The 23,857-nt window shown below is 57.3% G+C and carries 20 protein-coding genes and 1 tRNA gene; 7 read left to right on the top strand and 14 right to left on the bottom strand.

Annotated elements, in window-relative coordinates:
* Window positions 1–257: 257 nt before the first annotated feature.
* Window positions 258–1,673, top strand: coding sequence for a phytoene desaturase family protein (locus ABRP88_RS09615; RefSeq protein WP_349837066.1), 1,416 nt, complete (start codon window positions 258–260; stop codon window positions 1,671–1,673).
* On the opposite strand, the gene ABRP88_RS09610 is transcribed toward ABRP88_RS09615, so the two are convergent.
* The gene (locus tag ABRP88_RS09610; RefSeq protein ID WP_349837065.1) at window positions 1,663–2,265 is read right to left on the bottom strand and encodes a hypothetical protein; all 603 of its coding nucleotides are present in this window, start codon (window positions 2,263–2,265) and stop codon (window positions 1,663–1,665) included. The genes ABRP88_RS09615 and ABRP88_RS09610 overlap by 11 nt on opposite strands.
* A 352-nt stretch (window positions 2,266–2,617) precedes the next feature.
* On the bottom strand, window positions 2,618–2,926 hold the full coding sequence (locus ABRP88_RS09605; protein WP_284624538.1) for a hypothetical protein: 309 nt from the start codon (window positions 2,924–2,926) through the stop codon (window positions 2,618–2,620).
* Window positions 2,927–3,238: 312 nt separating this feature from the next.
* On the opposite strand from ABRP88_RS09605, the gene ABRP88_RS09600 reads away from it, so the two are divergent.
* From ABRP88_RS09600 to nagE, 3 genes are read left to right on the top strand one after another with little or no spacing between them, the layout of a single operon-like run.
* Entirely contained in the window at window positions 3,239–4,414 is a 1,176-nt protein-coding gene (locus ABRP88_RS09600; RefSeq protein ID WP_349837064.1) for an N-acetylglucosamine-6-phosphate deacetylase, read from the top strand.
* Window positions 4,415–4,424: 10 nt separating this feature from the next.
* Window positions 4,425–5,189, top strand: coding sequence for a glucosamine-6-phosphate deaminase (gene nagB / locus ABRP88_RS09595; protein ID WP_349837063.1), 765 nt, complete (start codon window positions 4,425–4,427; stop codon window positions 5,187–5,189).
* Between the two features lie 56 nt (window positions 5,190–5,245).
* Window positions 5,246–7,333, top strand: coding sequence for an N-acetylglucosamine-specific PTS transporter subunit IIBC (gene nagE / locus ABRP88_RS09590; RefSeq protein ID WP_349837074.1), 2,088 nt, complete (start codon window positions 5,246–5,248; stop codon window positions 7,331–7,333).
* A 416-nt stretch (window positions 7,334–7,749) separates the two neighbouring features.
* On the opposite strand, the gene ABRP88_RS09585 is transcribed toward nagE, so the two are convergent.
* The 3 genes from ABRP88_RS09585 to ABRP88_RS09575 all read right to left on the bottom strand — a co-directional run bounded on the left by ABRP88_RS09585 (window position 7,750) and on the right by ABRP88_RS09575 (window position 10,236).
* On the bottom strand, window positions 7,750–8,343 hold the full coding sequence (locus ABRP88_RS09585) for a cadmium resistance transporter (RefSeq protein ID WP_349837062.1): 594 nt from the start codon (window positions 8,341–8,343) through the stop codon (window positions 7,750–7,752).
* Window positions 8,344–8,703: a Cd(II)/Pb(II)-sensing metalloregulatory transcriptional regulator CmtR gene (cmtR, locus tag ABRP88_RS09580; protein ID WP_023024707.1), complete on the bottom strand. Its 360-nt coding sequence runs from the start codon at window positions 8,701–8,703 to the stop codon at window positions 8,344–8,346.
* A 717-nt stretch (window positions 8,704–9,420) separates the two neighbouring features.
* Window positions 9,421–10,236, bottom strand: a complete 816-nt coding sequence (locus ABRP88_RS09575) for a TIGR02391 family protein (RefSeq protein ID WP_237799780.1) — start codon at window positions 10,234–10,236, stop codon at window positions 9,421–9,423.
* Window positions 10,237–10,446: 210 nt separating this feature from the next.
* On the opposite strand from ABRP88_RS09575, the gene ABRP88_RS09570 reads away from it, so the two are divergent.
* On the top strand, window positions 10,447–10,848 hold the full coding sequence (locus ABRP88_RS09570; protein ID WP_349837061.1) for a COG3415 family protein: 402 nt from the start codon (window positions 10,447–10,449) through the stop codon (window positions 10,846–10,848).
* Window positions 10,849–11,248: 400 nt separating this feature from the next.
* On the opposite strand, the gene crgA is transcribed toward ABRP88_RS09570, so the two are convergent.
* The 8 genes from crgA to ABRP88_RS09530 all read right to left on the bottom strand — a co-directional run bounded on the left by crgA (window position 11,249) and on the right by ABRP88_RS09530 (window position 20,502).
* Window positions 11,249–11,521: a cell division protein CrgA gene (gene crgA / locus ABRP88_RS09565; protein ID WP_237792249.1), complete on the bottom strand. Its 273-nt coding sequence runs from the start codon at window positions 11,519–11,521 to the stop codon at window positions 11,249–11,251.
* A gap of 70 nt (window positions 11,522–11,591) precedes the next feature.
* Window positions 11,592–13,544, bottom strand: coding sequence for a Stk1 family PASTA domain-containing Ser/Thr kinase (gene pknB / locus ABRP88_RS09560; RefSeq protein ID WP_349837060.1), 1,953 nt, complete (start codon window positions 13,542–13,544; stop codon window positions 11,592–11,594).
* A 3-nt stretch (window positions 13,545–13,547) separates the two neighbouring features.
* On the bottom strand, window positions 13,548–15,047 hold the full coding sequence (locus tag ABRP88_RS09555; protein ID WP_349837059.1) for a serine/threonine-protein kinase: 1,500 nt from the start codon (window positions 15,045–15,047) through the stop codon (window positions 13,548–13,550).
* Entirely contained in the window at window positions 15,047–16,477 is a 1,431-nt protein-coding gene (locus tag ABRP88_RS09550) for a penicillin-binding transpeptidase domain-containing protein (RefSeq protein ID WP_349837058.1), read from the bottom strand. The genes ABRP88_RS09555 and ABRP88_RS09550 overlap by 1 nt, the downstream gene beginning before the upstream one ends.
* Complete coding sequence (locus tag ABRP88_RS09545) at window positions 16,474–17,826, bottom strand: FtsW/RodA/SpoVE family cell cycle protein (RefSeq protein WP_284854114.1); 1,353 nt, start codon at window positions 17,824–17,826, stop codon at window positions 16,474–16,476. Before ABRP88_RS09545 ends, ABRP88_RS09550 begins: the two co-directional genes overlap by 4 nt.
* A 3-nt stretch (window positions 17,827–17,829) precedes the next feature.
* Window positions 17,830–19,194: a PP2C family protein-serine/threonine phosphatase gene (locus ABRP88_RS09540; protein ID WP_349837057.1), complete on the bottom strand. Its 1,365-nt coding sequence runs from the start codon at window positions 19,192–19,194 to the stop codon at window positions 17,830–17,832.
* Window positions 19,191–19,643: an FHA domain-containing protein FhaB/FipA gene (locus ABRP88_RS09535; protein ID WP_005276102.1), complete on the bottom strand. Its 453-nt coding sequence runs from the start codon at window positions 19,641–19,643 to the stop codon at window positions 19,191–19,193. Before ABRP88_RS09535 ends, ABRP88_RS09540 begins: the two co-directional genes overlap by 4 nt.
* Before the next feature lie 25 nt (window positions 19,644–19,668).
* Window positions 19,669–20,502, bottom strand: a complete 834-nt coding sequence (locus ABRP88_RS09530) for an FHA domain-containing protein (protein WP_349837056.1) — start codon at window positions 20,500–20,502, stop codon at window positions 19,669–19,671.
* A gap of 208 nt (window positions 20,503–20,710) precedes the next feature.
* On the opposite strand from ABRP88_RS09530, the gene ABRP88_RS09525 reads away from it, so the two are divergent.
* Window positions 20,711–20,795, top strand: a tRNA-Leu gene (locus ABRP88_RS09525).
* A gap of 995 nt (window positions 20,796–21,790) precedes the next feature.
* Here ABRP88_RS09525 and ABRP88_RS09520 read toward each other — a convergent pair.
* Complete coding sequence (locus tag ABRP88_RS09520) at window positions 21,791–22,156, bottom strand: VOC family protein (protein WP_046648644.1); 366 nt, start codon at window positions 22,154–22,156, stop codon at window positions 21,791–21,793.
* A gap of 73 nt (window positions 22,157–22,229) precedes the next feature.
* Between ABRP88_RS09520 and ABRP88_RS09515 the strand changes: the two genes are divergently transcribed.
* Entirely contained in the window at window positions 22,230–23,240 is a 1,011-nt protein-coding gene (locus tag ABRP88_RS09515; RefSeq protein WP_210383605.1) for a helix-turn-helix transcriptional regulator, read from the top strand.
* The last annotated feature ends 617 nt before the right edge of the window (window positions 23,241–23,857 follow it).

Genomic DNA, 23,857 nt, shown 5'->3' with positions numbered 1-23,857 from the left:
TTATCCACATTGTGGATAACCACATTCTTGTAATTTACCGAACGCTTTTCCGGAGTTTTCCCTGATCACACAGGTTATAGCGGTATCGGCGGCCGAAAAATCACCTGTGGAAGCCCGTGAAAACACTTATCCACAGGGTGGGGATAAGTCTGTGAAATAAGTATTCCACAGGTTTCTTCCACAGCCTGTGGATAACTTTGTACCCATCGTGTGGGCGAATTGGTAAATTGGGGCCACTGACCTGCACAAGGAGGACTGTGGATAAACAACCGCACGCTGTGATCGTCGGCGCAGGACCCAATGGGCTCACCGCCGCGGCCCGGCTCGCCACGGCCGGTTGGCGCGTGGATGTGTATGAGCGCGCCAGCCACCCGGGTGGGGCGGCGGCATCGTCGACGGAGATCTTTCCGGGCACCATCGTTGATCTTGGCGCGGCCGGTCACCCCTTCGGCATCGCGAGCCCGGCCTTCCGCGCACTCGATCTGGAATCCCACGGCCTGCGCTGGCGCCATGCGCGCTATCCCATGGCCCATCCACTGGAGGGCGCGCCGGCGGGCATTCTCCACAATTCCCTAGAGGAGACCGCCGCGGGGCTCGGCACCGATGCCCGGGCGTGGACCCGCCTGCACGGCCACGTGGTGCGCAATATCGACGCACACGTGAATAACGCGCTCACCCCGCTGGTGCGCTGGCCCGAGCATCCGGTGCGCCTGGCGCAATTCGGCGCGCCGGGCGTGCTTCCGGCTAGCGCGCTCGCGCGGGCGGCGTTTTCTTCCCCGCAGGCCCGCGCCTTATTCGCCGGTAGCGCGGTACACGCCATTACCTCGCCTACCAGGGCTTTTACCTCCGCATTCGGCCTGCTCTTTGACGCGCTCGGCATGACCCGCGGCTGGCCAGTGGTGGAAGGCGGTACGCAGGCGCTTGCCGATGCCCTCGTTTCCCTCCTCCGCTCCCACAACGCCCTCATCCACACCGGCGCCGACATTACCGATGTGCGCAGCCTGCCCCGCGCCGATGCCCTGATCCTCAACCTCACCCCGCGCCAGATTCTTAGGCTGGGCGGGCTCGACCTTCCTGCCCGGACCCGGCGGTCCCTGCGGCGGTGGCGCTATGGCAGCGCGGTGTACAAGGTGGACTTTCACTTAAGCGAACCCGTGCCGTGGGCCGATCCCCGCGTGGGCCAAGCGGGCACCGTCCACGTGGGCGGCAGCGTGGAGGAGATTGGTGGGGCGGAAAGGGACATCGGCAAGCCCCGCATGCCCGAGCGTCCCCTGGTCATGGTGTGTCAACAGTACGTGGCCGACCCGTCGCGCGGGCTGGTGCTGTGGACCTACGCGCACGTGCCGCACGGCTATGAGGAGCGTTATCCACGGGAGGTGACCGGCCTCATTGCGCGACAGATTGAGCGCTTCGCACCAGGTTTTCGCGATACCATCCTGGCCACCCGCGCGACGAGCCCGGCTGACCTGGAGCGCTGGAACCCCAACCTCGTGGGTGGCGATATCGCCGGTGGCGCCATGACCGGGCTGCAGACCGTGCTGCGCCCGCGCCTTTCCGCGCACCCGCACCGGCTCGCGCCGGGAGTATTCATGGCATCGGGGTCCGCCGCGCCCGGGGCCGGCGCCCATGGCATGCCCGGGTGGTGGGCCGCTGAAAGTGCGGCTACGCCTTAATGGGCGCGCGGCGTTCGCAGTAGAGGAATACCGCACCGATCATCCACAGCGTCACCGCGGCAAGATATCCGGGGGTGGTCGTGGTCTGCGGCTCGATACTATTGCCTGGGATAAGCCCAGTAACCAGTGGCTCCAGCACGAAACCGAGTACTGCAACGTAATCTAGCCAGCTCAACCTGTGGGAAAATGCCCCCGCCACGCCGAAAAGTGGCCCGGCGATAAGGGCAAAGAGGAACCACGCGGCATTGGAGGAAAAGGCCGTCTGCCAGTCGTAGATGCCAAAGGCGAAAAGCAGCCCGTAGTGAACCGCCAACATGAGCAGGAGTATGCCGGCTCCTGCGAAAAAGGCCGTGGTCCACCGGTGGGAGCACGCCTTGCCCATGAGGTAAGCAAATAGCGCCCACACCATGCCAGAACCCAGTACCGGGCCAAGGTAATTGCGCAAGGAGAGGCGCGCGGGAGCGGTGCCTTCGATCAGGGCGGGATCAGAAAACGCGATATGGACGGCGGCATAGGCCACCGAGACGGCTAAGCCGGCCACGAGAACGTACTGGGACCGGTGCCGCGGCGGTGCGGGTGAACGACTGGTCATGGTGTGCTCCTTGAGATGAGGATCCCGCCATGTCCGAGGCGAGTACTTGTGAAGGACATGAAACGGTTATAATTTCAATAATAATAATTGCATGCGCGATATCGCGGAAGAGCACTCTTAGTGGTCATTTAGACAGTAGATCGCACCCAATTTATCCCTGCGCTTTTGCAGGGTAGCTGCTTGATGACAAGACCGGAGGGCCCAGTTGAGCAGACTGATTATCAAGGCAATGAGCATGGATATGTCTCAAAATGCACATATAGGGCTAGTCATGAAGCAACAACCATAGTGCTAAGGGCTACGTAACTTAAAGGAGATACGTGGTCAGTTTTCATCTCTATTCTTCCGTAGGTCATTCATTGGTCGGGCGCATAAAGATATCCATCATCGAGAAGATGGGATCTGACGAGGCAAAGATCCGGTCTGTTATATCACGCGGCGACCAGCTATCAGGGAAATCCTTGAACTCATTTGTGACAGTTCCGAGGGCCAAATCGGGACTATTTTTAACAGCAGTGAGGATGGTGAAAACCTCGTCAGGGGTGGCGTAGAAAGAGTTTATGTCATTAGCGCCGGTGGCATCAGCAATGCTGGCCCAATCATTTACTTCCGCAATATCGCTTAAAATATTAGAAACAATAGTTTCTGGTTTTAAATCCATATTTACGTTCTCCTGACGTGACGCGGTGGTTGGCGTAGGTAGCGCGCTTGCTAGAGAGAAGCCGAGGGTAGAGGTGGCATCGGCAAGCGATACTTCCTAAAGATCAATGTAGTCCAGTGGCTGGTGCGGGTCTATGCCTAAACGAAGTTGAGCATCACAGTCGATAGTTTTCGAAAATCTCACATAAAAAATTGAAAGTGACCCCATTGACAACGGCTTATGGTACCAATAGGTTATAACATAGTGCTGCGCTGGGATATCGGCGTGTTTATGGGATGGTGCCTGCCCACACAACAGAAAAGTGAACGAAATATGCAGACACAGACGAAGGGCCGCGTAGAGGGCTTGTACATCGACGAGAACGTCGAGCTGCGCGCTGGTGCGCTGAATTTTGGCGGGCGCATTGAAGACATCTCGCTTGGCGATGTCCCCGCAGCGCAGGCGGCCTGGCAATCCGGTGACCCAGACGTTTTGCTGTGGATCCCAGGTTTTGTGGACCTGCACAATCACGGCGGCAATGGCGGAAGCTTTCCTAATGGTGATTATGACCAGTGCCGCGCCGCTGCGCGCTTCCATCGCGCCCATGGCACCACCACGCTGATAGCCAGCATGGTCTCTGGAACGCAGGCGGAGCTGTGCGCGCGAGCGGAGCTGCTCGCCACGTTGGCAGAAGAAGGGGATATCGCCGGCATCCACATGGAAGGCCCGTTTATCGCCGCTGCCAAATGCGGCGCGCAGGATCCATCGCGCATCGTGCCGGGGGATCCAGACTTTTTCCGCGCGGTCATCGATGCCGCCCGCGGCCACCTGCGCTCTATTACCTTCGCCCCAGAAACACAAGCCGCGGCGGAGCTCCTCGCGGTCTGCGCCGAGCACGATATCATCGCCAGCTTGGGCCATACCGAAGCCGATTACGAGACCACGCTGCGGGTCATGGGGCAGGCAAAAGACATGGGCGTTACCGTCACCGGCACCCACCTCTTTAATGCCATGCCGCCCATCCACCACCGCAACCCTGGCACGGTGGCCGCCCTGCTCACCGGCTCGAAGGCCGGCGATGTGGGAGTAGAGCTCATTGCCGATGGCGTGCATCTTGCCGATGGCACCGTCGACATGGCCTATAACCGCCGCGCCTTTGCTGTTACCGATGCGATGGCTGCTGCCGGCATGGTCGATGGCTCCTATGATCTGGGCTCCCTGCCCGTCACCGTGACCGGCGGCGTGGCGCGGGTGGGCAGCGGCGCCATCGCCGGTGGAACTTCCACCTTGGCGCAGCAGTTTGCGCGTTTTGCCGCGCGCCACGGCGCAGAGGAGGCGGTTCGGTTTACCTCCACCACGGCCGCGGACGTACTGGGGGATAAGGACATAGGGCGTTTGGCTCCCGGCAAGCGCGCCAACCTCGTGGGCCTGAATGCGCGATTCGAGCCCATGCGCGTCATCGCTGATGGCATTGACATCACCGCCGCGACAGATACTGATTCACGTTAGGAAATACTGCATGGACATACTCATTCGTTCCACACCAGCAGAGGTGGCTATTGCCGCCGCCGATATCTTCGTCCGCTATGCCAACGCCGGGGCCACCTTGGGCCTGGCCACGGGTTCTACTCCGGTAGCGATGTATCAAGAACTCACCGCCCGCTACGAGCGCCAGGAGGTGAGTTTCGCTTGCAGCCGCGCCTTCCTCCTCGATGAATACGTGGGGCTGGCTCGCTCCCATGAGCAGTCGTATTACTCCACCATCCGCCGCGTATTTACCAGTCACGTCGACTTCATCGATGAGTTAGTGCAGAGCCCCGAGGGCGATGCCGCGGACTCGGACCGCGCCGCAGCCGCCTATGACCAGGCTATTCGCCATGCTGGCGGCATCGATATCCAGCTGCTGGGCATTGGTGGCAATGGGCACATCGGCTTTAATGAACCCTCCAGCTCCTTGCAATCGCGCACGCGCCTGGAAACGCTGCACCCGCGGACGGTGCAGGATAATGCCCGCTTCTTCGAGAACACGGACAGTGTTCCTCGCTATGCGCTAACCCAGGGGCTCGGCACCATCAGCGAGGCCCGTCACCTATTGCTGCTGGCCACTGGGACCGAAAAATCCAGCGCGGTCCGCGACATGGTGGAGGGCCCGCTATCCGCGCACTGTCCGGCCTCGATCCTGCAGATGCACCCGCGGGCCACGGTGATTCTCGATGAAGACGCCGCCTCCCAGCTGGTGGATCACGAGTACTACCGCTTCGTGGATGAGCACCGTCCGCACTAAATCCCTCTTTACTTCTTTACACCTTTGAAAGGACTCCTCTCGTGAAACTCAATATTATGGGGCCGCTGCAGCGGCTCGGAAAGGCACTGATGGGCGCCGTGGCAGTACTGCCTGTCGCGGCGATCCTCGGCGGCGTTGGCTACTGGATAGCCAGCGTTGCCGGCCAGGATAACGTTGTCGCGCAGCTGCTGGTCAGCTCCGGCGGTGCCGTGCTGGATAATCTGGGCTGGATCTTCGCCGTTGCCATCGCCTTTGGCCTGGCCAAAGACTCCAATGGTGCCTCCGCACTGTCCGGTTTCCTGGCGTATGCCACCTTCATGAAGCTCTTGGGCCCCGACGCGGTGGCCGGCTATCGCGGCATCGAAGATCCCGAGGCTCTTACGGGCGACGAAGCCGTCGAATGGGCGGCTGAAGGTTGGAATGCAGTCGGTGACGGCAACGTTCTTTTCGGCATCCTTGCAGGCATCATGGCGGCGATGGTCTATAACCGCTTCCATGGCACTAAGCTGCCGGACTTCCTGGCCTTCTTCTCTGGCCGCCGCCTCGTCCCCATCCTCACTGCGCTTTTCGCCATCGTGGTTTCCGCCATCCTCTACTTCGTATGGCCCTTCATTTACCACGCGCTCTTCAACTTCGGTACCTCCATCCAGGGCCTCGGTGCTGCGGGTGCGGGCATCTACGGCGTGGCCAACCGCCTGCTCATTCCGACGGGTCTGCACCACGCACTGAACTCCGTGTTCTGGTTCGACGTTATTGGTATTAACGACATCGGTAACTTCCAATCCGGCCAATCCACTATCGACGCGGCCGCCGCGGCTACCTCCGCCGCAGAGTGCCCTGGTATTTGGGAAAACGGACAATGCACCGTGGACGGAGTGGTTGGACGCTACCAGGCCGGATTCTTCCCAATCATGATGTTCGGCCTGCCAGGTGCCGCCCTGGCCATGTACCTGCGCGCGGATAAGGGCCGCCGCAAGGTCATCGGCTCCCTCATGGCCGCCGGCGCCCTAGCCTCCTTCTTCACCGGCGTGACCGAGCCGCTGGAATTCTCCTTTATGTTCGTCGCCCCGCTGCTTTATGTGGTGCACGCGCTGCTGACGGGCCTGTCGGTCTTTATCGCCTCCGCGATGGAATGGACCGCGGGATTCGGCTTCTCCGCAGGTTTTGTGGATATGTTGTTGTCCTCGCAAAACCCGCTGGCCAATAAGTGGTACATGCTCCTAATTATGGGCGTTATCTTCTTCGCCCTGTATTTCGTTATCTTCTACTACCTCATCGGCTGGTTTAACCTGAAGACCCCAGGCCGCGGCGATGACGAGGGTGCCGCAGAAGATGACGAAGCCGCCACGGGCGATGACAAGACTGCCGCGTCCGCCTCCCGCATCATCGAAGGGCTCGGTGGCAAGGATAATATCGATTCCCTGGATTACTGCACCACCCGCCTGCGCGTGGGTGTAAAGGATCGCGCGCTTGTCGATGACCCCACTATCAAGCGCGCCGGGATTTCCGGCGTCATCCACCCTTCCGAAAAGAACGTGCAGGTCATCGTGGGCCCCTCCGTGCAGTTCATGTTTGATGAGGTCAACCACCAACTGCGCACCGGCTCCGCCTCGGTAGCTACGAAGTCGGCGAAGCCCAGCGAAGATTCTCTCTCCGCAGAGAAAATCGGGACCGATGTTGAGCTCCGCGCCCCGTTCGAGGGAACCGTCGTGCCGCTCTCCGAGGTCCCCGATGAGTCCTTTGCTCAGGGCATGGTGGGCGAAGGCTTCGCCGTCATTCCTACTGAGATCGATGCCTTCGATGTCTGTGCCCCAGTAGATGGCACCATCACGATGGTCTTCAAGACCGGCCATGCCTTTGGCATGCGGACCGAAGAGGGCCTCGACCTGCTCATTCACATCGGCATCGATACCGTTGAACTGAAGGGAGAGGGCTTTACCAAGCTCGCGGCCAAGGGCGATGTCGTCCGCGCCGGGACCCCCATCATCGCTGTGGAGTCAGAGAAGCTGCGCGAACGCGGCATCAACCTGATTACCCCGGTGGTCTGCCCCACGGGAAAGCAGATTGCTGGAGTAGATATCGAACACGAGGGCCGCGCTGACCAGAGCGTCTCCGTTGCCCGTGTGCGCCCGGCTGGCCACTAGAGTTTGCCCTTCCAGCTTTTCTTTGAGACTGGTGGCCAGGTCTAGAAGTTCGTCCGGGTTATCTGCGGGGCGCTGTTGAGATAGATTTCGCTGCGCCTTGCGCACGAACTTTGAGAGTGTGCCGGCGCCGCGCGCTAGTGGGGAAGCGGCAGGAAGTTCCGCCAGTAGTGCCGTAAGTGTTTGGCGGCACTACTGGCGGCGTCTAACGTGTACTTGTAGTCTCCAGTGTCCCCGTGGGCTCCGATGAACAAAGCTCACTGAAATGTCCTAGGAACAAAACCCGGGGCACTTCAAATTTCTGTCGCGCTAACGTGGTCGAGTCCCTGCGGCAGCGGCTTTTCACAACTTCATGGGCGGTTCAGTTGATGCCGGTAAGGAAACCTAGAGAGGCCCTAGCAGCACGGGGGATGAGTTTATTAAAGGCCGAAGGCGCCGCCGCTGACGAGGATGAAGGTACCCAGGCCGATCAAGACGATAGGGAACAGCACATGCTCCCAGCGTTCGAGAATCTCCGCGATGGGCGGACGGGTGGCCACGAACTTCGCCAACAGGACCAGGCCCGCCACCAGAATCAGAAAGACAAAGCAGTAGATGATAACGGTGGCGGTATCCACGTTGAGAAAAACCGGGACATAGACACCGATATTGTCGCCACCGTTGGCAAAGGTCACCCCGGCGACGGTCAAGACGCTTACGTTCTTTCCGCTGACTTTCGCGTCATCGTCGTCATCGTCTCCCCGCCAGGCTTGCCAGGCCGCCCACAGCCCCAGGGCCAGGGGGATCAGCCCGAAGTAGGGGATCGCCTCGATGGGCAGAAAGGCATCCGCCCCTAGGGTGACCAGAATCGAGGCTGTGAGGATGCCCGCGAAACCAAGGTACTGCCCGGCTAGGATCCGAAGTGTGGTCCCTGCTTGGCCGGCCCCACGGGCGAAGAACAGCGAGAGCACGATGATGTCGTCGATATTGGTGGCGATAAACAGACCAACCGCCCCCAGGAGACCAGTTACCACTTACCTGTTCCCCTCTCCGGTGGCACACCCGGGCACGTCACATGCCGAGTCAATACACGGGGCATTTTCGTCGGCAGCCAGAGTGGTATCTAGCAGTGAGTTCAACGCTTGGACAAGATGGGCGTCGACGATCTCGTAGCGGGTCTTCCTCCCCTGCGGTTCGGCGACCACAATTCCGCAGTCCCGTAGGCAAGTGAGGTGGTTCGACACATTTGACCGCGTCAGTTCCAGTTCCCGGGCGAGAGCGGCCGGGTAGGCCGGGCCGCCCAGCAGGGTCAGGAGAATACGGGATCGGGTGGGATCGGCCATCGCCCGACCCAATCGGTTCATCACGTCCAAGCGCGAAGCAATAGTCAGCATGCACTGGACTATACAGCGTCTGCTGAACTGTTGCAACGAGGGGCGAACGTCGGCCCGACGGTGATGTGTGGGATGTTCAGAAGACTGAAATGGTAGCGGTGTGGTGAGTATCTGGTAGCACCTGAGTGAGTATCCGGTAGCGGGTAGACTCGGGCCTCGACTTGTCGACTTTCCGAAAGCAGCCGTTCGTCAACGCTGCGTCCTGCTAGGCGGTGGTCGGGCCGAGGCTTCGCAGTGCATGGTTCGATTGTGGAATGGAGCGGTGAGAGCACTCGAGCCGACGGTAAGAATGCTGCCGTAACAGCAGTGTCATCACGGCATGATAATCCCTCATGGCAGACCCCTTTCAGTATGTGCCGCACCCGAGTGGTGCGGCTACCGGGAGTATCATCCCGAGCCTGGTGAGCCGCTACCGGATAGCCACTAGAGCGCAACCGGATAGTCACGACACTGCTACCAAATACCCGGGCGCAACATGGGACACCAGCATCCTTCGGTACTGTCTGTGTCGAAATCGTTCGTCTATGAACAGCAGGCTGCCGCAAGGGTCACTCAGGCGGCCGAGGCCTCTGTTCCGGACAAGGACAAGGAGCAATCCGCGGGGCTGCCCCTACGAGCGTCAAGAAGAAAGCGTAACTGGCCGGCTGTCAGGGACGCCACCGCCTCCCACCCCTGACATATTGCCTTAGGGGTGGCGGTAATTCGACCATCCGCAGCTTAGGCTTGGCCCTTCAGCCAACTCCTGTCGATGACCCGGTGTGCATAGGAGATCATCGCCATGGCGTCGAGAAAATCTTGTCCCTTTTCTTCCGATCCCAGACGTGCGCGATGGGCGCGATCGTTACGAAGGTGTCCGTAGATTCCGTTGAGTAGATGGATGAATCCGAAATGCTCGGCCTCATCTGCTGGGCTGGAGAAATCGTTTATGAATCGTGGCCCAGGGTTATTGCGTGTACCGAACACGTACTGAGTGAGCTTCTCTCCGTCAAGCGCGCAGTCTGCGGGCCGGATACGTTCCATCAGTGACTTTGTCGCTTCGGTTACAGCATGGAACATCGACTGATTAATCAGTTCTTCTTCACAAAATCTCAGCGCCTCGGGATGAGTGCCGCGCAAGACAAGCTTCTCTTTTATCCGCCTGGTCAGGGCGTCGGCGCCGATGACGCCTTCACCTGTAGGGACGATGTGCCCCTCCTCGGTGACGCTGAACCTATAGGTGCGAAGGATTGTGTCGACGTCGGAGATGATCCGTTGACGCTTCTGTGGCCCCTTCAAGAACCGGGCTGGAGCTAGAGCCTCTGAAACAAAACGTGCCAGTGGCCTGCTCGATTCAGCGGATTGTTGCTCGTTCATCAAGGCGTGGTAGGCGATATCAGTCTTGGAGGAAAAACCCTCGAGCACCATGATACCGGCCGCGGCGAAGACATTATGCATCTCCGTAGCTGAGATTCCCTCCCCTCCTGCCACGAGTGCCTTGCAGAGTGCGCGTGTCAGAGCGGGGTTAGCAACTGGAAGGTTATTTTTAGAAAGCATGCTATGAATTTAGCGAGTGCGTCCCAGCATGTGTCACCGGATAGGGAAGAGTGCGCAGTTTCTGGCACGCTGTTGCAGGGCTATAATAACTCTCTTGACGCTGTGGGTGCGGGCACGGAGGTTTCTCTATAGAAAAAGTGGGGACGACTTCTAGCACTTACTTGTGATGTCTAGTGGCTTTTTGGACGTTTGCGGCGGTGGAATAGCCGGATGGCTATTCCATTGCATAAGCGTAGAAAGGTTGCAGATTTCGATCCCGTTCGTGACGGCAAGACGGTTACACAGTTGTGCAAAGAATTGGCAATCTCGCGGCAGACGTACCACAACATCAAAAACCGGATAGCGCAGAAGGGCCGAGCAGGCATTGTGCCGGATTCGACTGTCCCGAAGAATCTTGTTAAGAAATTTCACGAGGCCGACAAAATCGCAGTCGTCCACGCCAGGCAACAGTTGATGGAGCAAGGCTTGGATTATGGGCCTTGGTCGATCTACTACTTCTTGTTCGATACCGTAGGTCCAGATTTCACACCGTCGCGTTCTACAATCGCCTCGTGGCTCCATGAGCTGGGATTCGTTGATGCCAACGCCCGCAAACGGTCAAGTCCCGTGTAGTGGTGTAGTGGTTTGTGCTTTCGGCTCGGTATGAAGTTCGGGGTGCTGGTTAGGCGGTTAGCTGGTGGTGGTCGCCACGATGATCTCCTGGGTGGTGCATGAGGTGCTTGGTGTGTTCGAGTGCTGAAAGTGACATGTAGCGTTTTGTTGGAGGTCAAGTCCATTGACGAGCTGTGTGCCATGAGATCCCCAACTTTGAAGCTACTGCCTGGCACGCGGGGTGCATTGACATGTTTTCCGCCACGATGCGGTCTTCCACGAGACGGACTAGGCGGTCCTTTGCATCCTGGTCAAATTTTCTTGGCATGTTCCAGATTTTCCCATCTACTCAAACGGAACAAACCTGGAACACTTCAACCTTGTGGTGGGCGGCGAGGATTTCTTTGGTTGCGGTCTAGGCCTAACGCCAGCCCATGGTCATGAGCAGGCCAATAAGGGCGAGGCCGAAGCCGATGCCGTAGTTCCAACCGCCGAGCTCCGCCATGAAGGGGATGGATTCACCGGCGAGGTAATTGACCACGAGCCACAGCAGGCCGAGGACCATCAGGCCAAGCATGATGGCCACGTACCACTTCGGGGTGCCTTCAGAGTTGATTTTGACTGGGGTGCGGTTCGCCCCGGCAGAGCTCGATACCTGGGTGGCAGAGCTCTGGGTGATCTTTGACTTTGGCATAAGAGACCTTCTCTAGATTTCAGTTCTTATCTCAGTGCTTACTGATGAATTACGATACCAGCAGCGGTGGTTACGGCAGTAGCGCCGAGGCTTCGAATTTCCAGATGCGAACCTCCACGTCCTGATCCTTGCGGATGGTATCGCCAGGATTGATGGACGTCCAACCGATCTTATTGCTATCGACCAAGGCGCCGGTAGGAATTGGCTCGCCCACGCGCAGCTGGCCATTCCAGCCCGCCTGGCGCAGGGCATTTTCGGCTTGTCCTTGATTCTTGTCCATTACCTCGGGTGCCTTCATGAGCATCCCATTGGATACCTCAATGGTGACAGTCTGGCCCTTTTCCAGCTGCGCGCCCTGGTTGGAGACGTTTAGCACGGTGCCTTCCGGCTCTAAGGAATCGACTTCGCGGACATTGACGTCGAAGTCACTGGCTTCGAGGCGGCTGCGCGCATCCTCTTCGTTCAAGCCGGAAACATCAGGAACGCGCTTCTTTTCGATGCCCTTAGACACCGTCACCCGGACCTTCGAGCCCTTGGACAATTGGGTACCACCCGCGGGGTTCTGCTGGATTACCTCGCCGGCGGGGGCCTCATCATTGCGCTCAGAAATATCGGAGTTCAGCTCCAGGCCTGCCTCTTCCAAGACCTGCGCGGCCTGATCCAAGTTCATGCCGGTGATATCCGGGACATCGATGATTTCCTTGCCGGAAGAAACGGTCAAGGTGACCGAGGCGTTCTTCTGCAATTCCGAACCCGGGGCCGGATTGATGCGAATCGCATTATTGCGGTCGATATCCGGGTTAGCCTCTTCGTTCACGGTGACGAGAAGCCCCAAGTCCTCGAGCTCTTTGACCACTTCATTGCGCGGGCGGTTTTCTACCTCCGGCACGATGACGCTATTGTGTTCCGCTACCTCGGTTTGGTTCCGGCCGTCCCTATTCTTTTCATCGTCGCTGCTCCAGAAATCCCAGGCAAAATAGCCCAAGATGGCGACCAACAGCGCGACGAGAAGCAGCGCGAGCCACTTCATCCAGCCGCCGCCTTCATCTTCTTCGGGTGCTCCGGTAGGACGCGTCGATTCGATCGGTGCCCGGTGGGATGTAGCAGTAGCGGTGGCCGGCGCGGGCATCGCCGTTGTGGCATCGTCCTCGTTGACGTGCATGCGGGCAGCCTCGGTGACCTGGCCCGTGCGCAGGCGATCCAAATCGCCGGCCATCTCCCACGCAGACTGGTAGCGGTCCGCGGGGTGCTTGGCCATCGCGGTCAGTACCACCGCATCGATATTGACCCGCTGGGTGGGGGTCAACGAGGGGTCATCGATAAGCTCCGAAGGCGGGGTTGGTTCTTCCTGCACATGCTGGTAAGCCACGGCAAAGGGGGTTTCGCCTTCGAACGGGGTGCGGCCGGTGAGTACCTCGTACATGACGCAGCCCAGCGCATAGACATCAGAACGCGCATCGGCGTTCTTGCCGCGCGCCTGCTCCGGGGAAAGGTACTGGGCGGTACCGATAACGGCAGAAGTTTGGGTCATCGCCGAGGTCGAATCATCCAACGCACGGGCGATGCCAAAGTCCATCACCTTCACCTGGCCGGTGTTGGTGAGCATGATATTCGCCGGTTTGATATCGCGGTGAATGATTCCCGCCTCATGGGATGCCTGCAAGGCCTCCGCGACCGGCTTGAGGATCTCCGCCGCCTCTTGGGCAGGCAGCGGGCCATCTTCGCGAATAATATCGCGCAGCGTGGCCCCGTTGACCCGCTCCATCACGATATACGGGATGGTCATGCCGTCCATCTCGGTCTCGCCGGTGTCATAGACCGCGACGATATTGGGATGGTTTAATTTGCCCGAGTTCTGCGCCTCGCGGTAGAAGCGCTCGCGGAAGTTGATATCGCGAGCCATCTCCGTGCGCAGCATTTTTACCGCTACTTGCCGGCCTAAAGTGGTGTCTTCTGCGGCAAATACCTCGGACATGCCGCCGGAGCCGATGATCTCACCGAGCCGGTACCGGTCATTGACCATGGCTTAGTCACCATCCTGTCTTAATAAATCAGATAAATCCCCAGGAAGCTCATCGGGCCGTGAGTTTACTGTGTTGTTCTGCTCAGGTGTGTTTTCGACCTGCGGCTGCTGGGGCTGGCGTTGCTGCGTCGGAGCATTCGGGCGCTGCTGGTTTCGCGTCGGAGCCTGCTGGTTCGGGGTCTGCTGCTGCCGGCGATTATCACGCGGTGCCTGATTGCTCTCCTGATCCGTGGGTTCCGTCTCCGTTACCGTCACTTCCTGCGGCGTCTCATTCGTACCTTCGTCCTCCTCCAGGGTTTCTACTTGCGTGGTTGTGGGATCCCGGTATTCGGTAACCACGGAAGTTTCTTGGGTAGAGGAAGGCTCGCTGTCGCCGCCCTCGCTACTAATGAGGTTCATTATGGCGTAGCCACCCGCGGCAAGCAGGGCGATGGCTGCGACGATGCCCAGGCCCTTGAGGAATGACTTCCCGCCCTTCGAATCACTGTCCGGAGCTGATGCTGCCTTGCGTTGTGGCGCGGCAGCACTCGCCGCCGTCCCCGCCGCCGGATGGATGGTGGTGGGCTGGGCGACATCGGCAAGCATTTCGGTCGATGCCGAAGGCGATGGCTCTGGGGCCTGCTGGTGGGGCGGAATGGACTTCGGACGCGGCGGGCGCTTGCCCAAGCGCACATCGGATACCGCGACCGTGAATTCATTGCCATCGGCATAGCGGGTATTGGGATCCTTGCGCAGTGCGATGCGGATGAGCTCGCGCGCCGGGGCGCTAATCGTGGTCGACAGCGGTTCTGGCTCTTGGTTGATGTGGGCAAGAGCAATGGACACGGAGGAATCGCCCGAAAAGGGACGCTTGCCGCCGAGCATCTCGTAACCAACGACGCCGAGCGAATAGATATCAGAGGCAGGGGAGACTTCCTTGCCCTGCGCTTGTTCAGGCGAAACGTACTGGGCAGTACCCACCACCATGCCGGTGCGCGTGAGCGGTACCGCGGCGGCGGCCTTGGCGATGCCAAAGTCCGTAATTTTCACCTGCCCATTTTGGGTAATCATCAGGTTGCCGGGCTTAATATCGCGGTGCACCAAGCCCATCCGGTGGATAATGGATAGACCGTGACCCGCTTGCTCAAGCACGTCCAGCGCGAGTTCTTCCTGCAAGGTGTTCTCGCGCGCGAGCAGGTCCGCGAGGGATTCGCCCCGCACGTATTCCAAGGCCATGAAGCAGAATTTGCGGCCATTATCTTCCAGCTCGCGGTAGTCATACGTGGCCACCACGTTATCGGACTGGATAGATTCAGCGGATTCCGCTTCATTGCGGAAGCGGGAGAGGAATTCCTGGTTATCAGAAAATTCCGGCCGCAACACCTTGATGGCTACTTCGCGGTCATTACGAGTGTCATCGGCAAGCCACACCGTGGACATGCCGCCGTGGCCAATGATCCACTGCAGCTCGTAGTCGCTGCCGATGAGTTCCTGGAGATGGTCTTTGTTCTCGGTATTCTTCATTACTGTTCCCCCTGGTATGCGCTCAAGATGGCACGACCAATTGGGCCAGAGACTCTGCCGCCCGTCGCGGATTCGCCCAAGTTACCGCCATTCTTGACGACGACCCCGACGGCAATATCGCGGTCCGGGTCAAAGGCGACGTACCACACATGCGGAGCCAGGCCTTCGCCGTGCTCGGCGGTACCGGTCTTGGATGCAAAGCCATTGCCGTCGTAGCCCCACGAAGAACGCTCGGAGGCAAACATCAAGTCCCGAATGGTCGATGCGGTCTCTTCCGTGACGGCCTCGCCGGCCTTCTTGGGCTTGGTGGTGCGGATTTCCTTCATCTGGGCATCGGTAATGCGATTGACTAGGTAAGGCTCCATGCGCGTGCCCTTATTGGCCACGGTTCCGGCCATGACTGCCGCCTGCAGCGCACTCATGGTGACATCGCGCTGGCCGATGGCCGATTGCGCCGTCGCTGCACCATCCGGCAGGTCTCCCAAGGTGCCTGCGGAAGAAGAGACACCCAAGTCGTATTTCTTGCCGACGCCGAAAGCATCCGCGTACTTGCGCAGCTCATCCGCGCCGATCTGCTCAGACATCTGCACAAATGCGGTATTACACGACAGCGCGAAGGCGGTCTGCAGAGTCACGGAATCCTGGCCATTGCATTTCTCATTGCCGTAGTTCGTCAGCTCCGTGACGGTATCGGGCAAGGTAATCACGTTGGCACCGGTCAGGCTCGACGAGGGATTGTATCCATTATTCAATCCGGCCGCAGTCGTAATGATTTTGAAAATAGATCCCGGCGGCAAGGTATCCGCCGCTGCATGGTTGACCAGTGGCTGACCGGCCTGTTCCTGCAAACCTGCCCAAGCCTCCTCAGCGGACTCGCCCACCAATGAATTTGGGTTAAAGCCCGGGTTGGAGGCCATGGCCAGAACCTTGCCCGTCGACGGCTGGATGGCAACAGCCGATCCTTCGTACCCAGGGCCCGCCAACTGGTCATACGCAGCCTGTTGCAATGCCGGATCGATGGTGACTTCTACATTGGCTCCCTTGGTGGGCTTATTCGCGATGGTATCCAGCCAGTGCTGTTTGAACAGGGAATCGTCCGTGCCATTGAGAATTTCGTTCTGCGAAGATTCCAATTCCGAAGCACCAAATTGGCTGGACAAATAGCCGGTGACATTGCCAAAAGCGGGCGAATCGATGGGATAAGACCGGGAGTAGGTCTCATCAGGATTTTCCGTGGATTGCGCCAGCACCGTATTGCCGGAATAGATCTGTCCGCGCGGGGTGGTCTGCAATTCTATAAACCCGCGCGAGTTCTTCGCGTTATGCGCGTATTTATCATCCGAAAATGCCTGAATGACCGTCAGGTTCACCAACAGAACCGCGGTCAAGATGATGGCAAATAGGGATACTAGGCGGATGGATTTGTTCATCGGTAAGCCTCCTGAACCGACGGGAACATGGAGGTGTCACTCGGAGCGTTGCTCGAGTTCTCCTGCATGGGTCGGCGTGCTGCGTTAGAGATCCGCAGCAAAATCGCCAACAGTACATAGTTAGCCATGAGAGAGGAACCACCGGCGGACATGAAAGGAGTGGTCAAGCCGGTCATCGGCAGCAGGGCGGAAATGCCACCGGTGACGACGAAGACCTGTACCGCCAAAGTAAGAGAAAGGCCTGAAGCGACCAGTTTGCCGTAGGTATCGCGGGTACGCAACGCGGTATTGAATCCGCGGGTAACCAACATGCCAAAGAGGACCAGAACGGCAGCTAGACCAATCAGGCCCAATTCCTCACCGATGGCGGCGAGGATAAAGTCTGAGTGCGCCACCGGAACCAATTCGGGGTGTCCTTGGCCCAAGCCGCTGCCGGAAATACCGCCAGAGGACATACCAAAAAGGGACTGGGCCAATTGGTATCCAGTGTTGTCATAGTTAGCCAGCGGGTCCATGAAGTTGGAAAAACGCTGCTGAATCTTTTCGGATACCTGGTAAATGCCAAAGCCGCCGATACCAACGAGGACGAGGCCAATAAAAAGCCAGCTGACCCGGCCGGTAGCCATAAATAGCATGCCCAGCACCGTGCTGAAGAGCAGCAGCGCCGGACCAAAGTCATTGGAAATTCCCATGATGATAATGGCGATGGCCCACACGATGAGAATGGGGGCGAGGTCGCGCAAGCGAGGCAGGGAAATCCCTAGGAAGCGATATCCAGCCACAGTAAAGAGGGATCGCTTCTGCGTCAGCAGCATGGCAAAGAATAAGATCAGCATGATCTTGGAGAACTCACCCGGCTGGATGGAAAATGGCCCGAAGTTCAGCCAAATGCGCGCCTCAACGCCATCAGGTTGTGGCCACACCAATGGCAGCGCCAACAGTACGAGGCCAGCCGCACCCAAGATATAGGAATAGCGGGTGAGTGACCGATGGTCCTTGACAACCGCCAGGACCAGCACAAAGAGCACGAGGCCAACGACGGTCCACATGACCTGGCGGACCGCGAGACCCCGATCATTGACCAAATCCAAGCGGGCCAAAACGATAAGCCCAATGCCATTAAGGATGGCCACGATAGGCAACATGATCTGGTCCGCGTAGGGCGCCAAGAAGCACATTGCCAAGTGGGCAATGGTAAAGACACCAATGAATCCACCGATGAGGTAGATCAAGTCTGTCGTAAGCGCATTATCCTGCGACAGCTCCAAACTGACCAAGGTGATGGCAAAGACGACCGCGGCGAGAATAAGGAGGCCGAGTTCGATTCTCCGGCTAAAAAACTTCTGCATCAGCTACACCTCCCTACAAGTGACCCCAGGTTTGTTTTCCTTGGTGTCTTTATTGTCTTTTTGGCTCGGCGCAGTGATACATGGCTTGAGTGCCTTTTCACCCAGGTCATTAATCTGATCCTGAACCTCGCTCAGGTCACCGGCAGAAATATGATTGACCGCGCCGCGCTCAGACTCGGGCAGATCAGAGACCTTCAACGGGGTGAAGTCCCCCTTGCACTTCTGGGCAGAAAACAGCAAGGAGTTCTGGTCATTAATGCACACGTATTGGTGAGTGGAGCTTAAATCCTTGCCAAATAAGGAATAATCCGCGCCTTTGAGGACAGTGATTTCTTGTGCGTCGTTGGTCTCGGCGTAATAGTTATTGGACAAGAAATTCTTTACCCACAGCCCTGCGCCAATAACGAGCGCCAAGATGATGATGAGGGCGATGAGGATCTTCCACCCAATTTTTCGTCGAGGGGGCTCGTCTTCTGCCTCTTCTTCATCGGAGTCCTTAGCCGCATTGTCTTCATCGGCCATGACGGCCGGCGGAATCACCTGGGGTTTACGGGTGAGTTTCGCGGCGCGTGACGCCGAGGAATCCGGGTGCGTGGGCTCTTCTACCGAACCTGCAAGAGCACCAACGCGGAACGGCTCGTGGGTGGCGGGTTTTTCTTCCGTGACCTCGGCGATGACGACGGTGACATTGTCCGGTCCGCCCGAACGAATAGCGAGATCCACGAGGGTGGAGCCCGCCTGTTCGATGCTTCCCTGGCCAAGGGCAGTCTCAATCGTGGAAGCGGTAACTGGGTCCGAAAGCCCATCCGAGCACAGCAGGATGCGGTCACCCGCCTTGGCTTCGAACGTGAAGAGCGTCGGCTCCACCGAACGGCCGGTATAGGCCTTCAAGATGAGGGACTTTTGTGGGTGGGAAGAAACATCTTCTGCAGCCAGCTCGCCCTTATCCACCAAGGATTGCACATAGGTATCATCCTTGGTGATTTGCTCGAGCTTGCCATCGCGCAGCAAATAAGCGCGCGAATCACCCACATGGCAGACACCAAAGGTCGTGCCATTGAACAGCATCGTGGACAGCGTCGTGCCCATACCTTCAGTCTCCGGGTGGGCGGTGACGTGCTCGCTGATGGCTTCATTGGCGTCATCGGCAGCAGCTGCAAGGAGTGCCTCCGTGTCCTCCTTACCCGGATCCTGATCTAGGATTTCGAGGTGGTTGACCATGAGTTGGGAGGCGACCTCACCTGCGGCATGCCCGCCCATGCCATCGGCCAAAATCAGCAGGTGGGATCCGGCGTAACCGGAGTCCTCATTATTACCGCGGATAAGCCCGCGGTCCGACTTGGCAAAAAAGTTTAACTTCAGTGTCATGCGTTCAACCTCACGGTAGTGCGGCCTAGCTTAATCTCGGAGTTCGCGCCGACTACCTCAGGTTGGTCGATGCGCACACCATTGACGAGGGTTCCGTTGCGAGATTCCAAATCCTCCACTACCCACTCGCTGCCGCGGCGAAATAGGCGTGCATGATGGCCGGAAGAGTAATCATCCCCAGTGACAAAATCACAGTCAGCGGCGCGGCCCAAGGTGCATTCCTCGAGCGTGCCCAAATTCATGTGGGATCCCTGCAAAGGGCCCTCCACAATAGAAAGCTGCTTCACCGCAGCGTGACTGCGTGGGGACGCACCCATTTTTGACGGCTGTGGCATAGCACCTGCGGATTTATTGGTATCCCGCCGCATGGCATTCAAGGCCACCAGGACAAATACCCACAAAAGAGCCAATAAGCCGATGCGAAGCGCCAGCATGATGACTGCATCCATGGCGGCCTCCCTTCCTCAGTGTGAATTAGTAACTATGCGAATCAAGGCCCGTAATGCGGACCTCGACGTGGGAATGGCCCATGGTGATCACATCGCCATCGGCAAGCAGCCAGTTATCAATGGGAGTGTCATTGACCGTGGTGCCATTGGTGGACTGCAAATCCACCAACACGGCATCTTCACCGTTCCACGTGATTTCCGCGTGCTGGCGGGACACGCCCGTATCCGGCAGGCGCAAATCTGCATCATTGCTGCGGCCAATAATATTTGACCCTTCCTGCACGTGATAGACGCGGGAAGAGCCATCCTGCAACATCAAATTGACTGCGGGGCCCTGCGTTTGCGGCGCGGGTTGGTCATCTTGCGCAATGAAAGCGGTAGTAGCTGCGTCATCCGCATTATTTTCGTGCGGGTTGGTCATCTGGTCCTCCTGACCATCAAAGTCGTGGAAAATCGCCTCGAAACCGGTCTCTTCTGTGGGCTCGTGATCTATAAACGAGGACACACGAAGCTGGCCCGTGCGCAGGCCCGATTCCTCCGCAATCCGCACAATGACGGGACCAGCGAGGGACCATCCGTTATTGCGGATAAAGCGAGATAATTGGTCTGCGCAATCGGCAGGCAAATCCGAATCTTGCGACAAGTTCTCCAAATCCTTGGAGGAGACACCTACAGTCATGACATTGGGACTATAGAGTTTGTCATCGTCCCCGTGGCCGAGATTGTCTTGGGCTTCTTGCTTCAAAAGCTCATCAATCTCTGCAGGAACGACCTTGCCGCCGAAGACAAAAGCCATGCCGTTATCAAGGCCGCGTTGCATAGCGGAATCAAGCTTCGCCAGCCTTTCTAAAAACGCCACGAATTTTGCTCCTTTCCGCTATACAGCGATCAGTAGTGATCAGTAGTAGCCATTATAGTTTGTATACCCCTTTCAAACGTAGACGGCGGCGCGAAAGTTCCTAGTTTTTCGCCATTAAATGCGCAAAATAATCCGCTTTTCCTGCTGATTTGTAATTGCATGCACTCCCTGTGCTATCTTTATCTAGTCGCACTGACAACCACACCCTGCCCGGGTGGCGGAATTGGCAGACGCGCTGGCTTCAGGTGCCAGTGTTCGATAAGGACGTGCGGGTTCAAGTCCCGCCCCGGGCACAATGTGAAGTCTCGAGACATCGTTCCTATGGTGTCTCGAGATTTTTCTTTTTTGCGGTGCCCAAAAATGTTCAAAACTTTAGGATCTTTGTGGCTTAATTTCCCGATTCATGGATCGTCGACGCCCGATGGAATCTGCCCGGGCGAAGTACTGTTCGGTGCGGAATGTAAGCCTTCGATGCAGGTTCTGCGGGCGCCAGAACTTTGCGACGAGGCACTTTTGAGCCTCTCGCGTGCCTGCTATCTTCGGTGGAAGCTGAGCTTAAGGTACGTGTAACTATCTGCTTGACGTTAACGCACTATGACCTTGTTGGAACGATGTCTCGAGACATTCCTTTTTGCCCAGTTGGGGCATTTTCATCCATGGGTTGTCTGCCGGATCGATGTGGTGAGACATTCTTGCAGGGCGAACCGGAACGATCTCATGAGACATGCGGAACGATGTCATGGAACCAGACACCGCCCCGGGCACAATGAGCAGTTGAACAAACTGCACCACCGGAAGTAACAAACTCGAAAGGGTTAGTGACCTCCGGTTTCTTTCTTTTTCTGAACTTTAGTGGTCGAGGATTGTAAGTGTGGGGTTTTACATCCTAAATCCCGCCCGAGCCGGTCGACACGTCTTTCGAATTTTGTTTTCGATGGTGTCAACAAGTCATCTTGATCTGACACCCTTCTTTTGAGTTTCGGTTTATTGTGTAGGCAGTCAGTCCGAGGCTTGATGTTTGCTTAGGTTTGGTTGGCAGGGTCGAGAGGATAATAGTTTTATTGCATGATCTCGATCTCGTAGTTCGATTTGGGACCGGGCCATTACTTTCGGTGGATCTCTGCTGCGCCCATAGGCCAAGCAGTTTTAGGGGTTCGTTGTACGGGAAAGCTGGTGTGCCTAAACCATCCTTGACTTGAGATCCTACTTAGGGTCACTTGGAATCCTCCAACTGAGGTGTTTCCCGGGTGTTGGAGGATTTCCTAGTCGTTGAATCCTGATCTAGGAGTTAATCGACTGGGCTGACGCGGATAAGGTTTCCATCAGGGTCGGCAACAACGAAGGTGCGGCCGAAGACATCATCGTAGGGTGGCTGCACAATTTGGATTCCTTTCGATTTCCATAGACGGTATGTCTCATCGATGCGGCTTGCCGGTCCATCCAGCATCAAACCTATTTCGCTCGTTCGCGGTGTCTGTTTCTCCATGTGGGTGTTATGGCCGGTCCACACAGCAAACAGGACATCCTTTGAAATCTCGAATGCTACATATCGAGGACTGATGAACGATGGCTGCATATCGAATAAGTCGCTGTAGAAGGCAGTCGAGATCTCTGTATCGGAGACATAGGTTAGGAAAAGATTGGGGGTTGGCATCGCCATTCTCCTTTCGGTGAGTGGTGTTGTTTACGTGGACGCAGTGCATTGGAGCAAACAAACCTGACAAGGAGTGTCATATTCCGGAAAATATTGTGGTTCCAGTGATAATTACGGCATGAGATCGGCGCGCTTGTTGTCTATGCTCTTGCTATTGCAAACCCGAGGCCGTGCTACGTCTGCCGAGCTGGCTTCGCATTTTGAGGTTTCCCAGCGCACAATACTGCGTGACGTTGATGCACTCTCGGCCGCAGGAATACCTGTTTATACGGAGCAAGGTATGCATGGTGGGATTGTGCTCGATAGGCGCGCTCGATTGAACGCTTCTCGATTGGATCCGACTGAGATTCAGCTGATGAGGATTCTTGGCGTCGGGGCAGATTCACTCGCACACTTGGGTTTTGGCCAAGACATCGCCCTGCTGCAGAAGAAAATGAACGCAGTCTCATTCTCTAAAGCGTCCGATACTCATAATTTGGAAGAAAAGGTCCTACTTGATTCCAGTGGCTGGTTTAGCAATGAAACCCAAAACGACTTAGAAGAGTTGCTAGAGGCTGTACGGAAAGAAGCTCGAATTGAGGTGTCCTATCGCCGAAGCGGGGACAAGAAGCAACAACGTGCTGTGGCTGATCCTTATGGGCTTGTACACAAGGGTAGAAGTTGGTACTTGGTCGTCGATATCGATGGGGAACCAAGGATGTTGGCAGTCTCGCGTTTAGAAACCTTTCGCGTTTTAGGTCAAGCTGCTCAGCTTCGTCCAGGGCAAAGTTTGGCAAGGGTGTGGGCGCAGCTCGTTGAGCAATTAGAAGAAGACATGCCAGTTCGAATCACCGCACTTCTTCGAGCGACTCGGCTTGATATGGCATCTCGTATTTTGGGATCACGGCTTATCCATTATGAACCCGTGGACGAAAACTTTGTCCGTATCGTGGTGGGATATGCGGATATTCAGGGGGTAAGGCAATTGCTTCAGTTTGGGGACCACATCTGGGTCACCGATCCCCCGGAAGCAGTAAAAATCACTGCTGATCTAGCTAATGAACTTGCGAAACGACATAGTGGGACCACAAATCCTGAATCGTAGAGACCGAAGATGGGCACTGGGATGCCGTCGTAACAGGCCTGCTGAAAACGGTAAGAGGTGCGCTAACAATCTAGGAGCTCTCGTGGATCTTATGATTGGAGAAAAGTAAGTAACGATGGCTTTCGCTTCACTCGCAGGGTGGTGGAGTAAGGGCTTTGGAGGTTCAGAGCGCCTTCAAGGCGGGCGAGGGCCTCTTACCACTGGTGAAGCCGCAGCGTAGTGCGGGCATCTTAGCCGGTCTACAATCTTCCCACTTCACATTGAGGGTCTTTACCATGACGATTCTGTGTGTTCTACCAAGGGTGTGAGAGCAGGTTTACATGTCACTCATGAGAATTCAGGTGAGCACGACTTAGAGGTTGAGGTACGCAAAATATTTCGGCCATAGTGTTGCGGATTATGCGCCCTTATCAGATTGTGGCCACTGAGCGCATTGTCACCAAGGTGCTAGCCGGTATCCACAACCACAAGTTGCTCGGCACGGTGGTTGCGTCCGCTAGTGTGGTGTATCTGTAACCCGTGGTAAGCCTCGTGCCGGTGGAGCGTGTCAAGTTGTTTGTGTGTGGGGCTAGGTTTATAGGTATTTGTCGAAGCGGGCGGGAAAGGCTACGGCCATT

Origin of the sequence: Corynebacterium sp. KPL2734, from assembly GCF_040225595.1 — a bacterium.
GTDB lineage: Bacteria > Actinomycetota > Actinomycetes > Mycobacteriales > Mycobacteriaceae > Corynebacterium > Corynebacterium rhinophilum.
The sequence above is the reverse complement of the archived record's forward strand: the minus strand, read 5'-3'. Positions and strand labels throughout refer to the sequence as shown.

Coding starts and splice junctions, on each gene's coding strand:
- ABRP88_RS09610 (WP_349837065.1), bottom strand. CDS start 2,265: ATGACCAGTCGTTCACCCGCACCGCCGCGGCACCGGTCCCAGTACGTT.
- ABRP88_RS09605 (WP_284624538.1), bottom strand. CDS start 2,926: ATGGATTTAAAACCAGAAACTATTGTTTCTAATATTTTAAGCGATATT.
- ABRP88_RS09600 (WP_349837064.1), top strand. CDS start 3,239: ATGCAGACACAGACGAAGGGCCGCGTAGAGGGCTTGTACATCGACGAG.
- nagB (WP_349837063.1), top strand. CDS start 4,425: ATGGACATACTCATTCGTTCCACACCAGCAGAGGTGGCTATTGCCGCC.
- nagE (WP_349837074.1), top strand. CDS start 5,246: ATGGGGCCGCTGCAGCGGCTCGGAAAGGCACTGATGGGCGCCGTGGCA.
- cmtR (WP_023024707.1), bottom strand. CDS start 8,703: ATGCTGACTATTGCTTCGCGCTTGGACGTGATGAACCGATTGGGTCGG.
- ABRP88_RS09575 (WP_237799780.1), bottom strand. CDS start 10,236: ATGCTTTCTAAAAATAACCTTCCAGTTGCTAACCCCGCTCTGACACGC.
- ABRP88_RS09570 (WP_349837061.1), top strand. CDS start 10,447: ATGGCTATTCCATTGCATAAGCGTAGAAAGGTTGCAGATTTCGATCCC.
- crgA (WP_237792249.1), bottom strand. CDS start 11,521: ATGCCAAAGTCAAAGATCACCCAGAGCTCTGCCACCCAGGTATCGAGC.
- pknB (WP_349837060.1), bottom strand. CDS start 13,544: ATGGTCAATGACCGGTACCGGCTCGGTGAGATCATCGGCTCCGGCGGC.
- ABRP88_RS09555 (WP_349837059.1), bottom strand. CDS start 15,047: ATGAAGAATACCGAGAACAAAGACCATCTCCAGGAACTCATCGGCAGC.
- ABRP88_RS09550 (WP_349837058.1), bottom strand. CDS start 16,477: ATGAACAAATCCATCCGCCTAGTATCCCTATTTGCCATCATCTTGACC.
- ABRP88_RS09545 (WP_284854114.1), bottom strand. CDS start 17,826: ATGCAGAAGTTTTTTAGCCGGAGAATCGAACTCGGCCTCCTTATTCTC.
- ABRP88_RS09540 (WP_349837057.1), bottom strand. CDS start 19,194: ATGACACTGAAGTTAAACTTTTTTGCCAAGTCGGACCGCGGGCTTATC.
- ABRP88_RS09535 (WP_005276102.1), bottom strand. CDS start 19,643: ATGGATGCAGTCATCATGCTGGCGCTTCGCATCGGCTTATTGGCTCTT.
- ABRP88_RS09520 (WP_046648644.1), bottom strand. CDS start 22,156: ATGCCAACCCCCAATCTTTTCCTAACCTATGTCTCCGATACAGAGATC.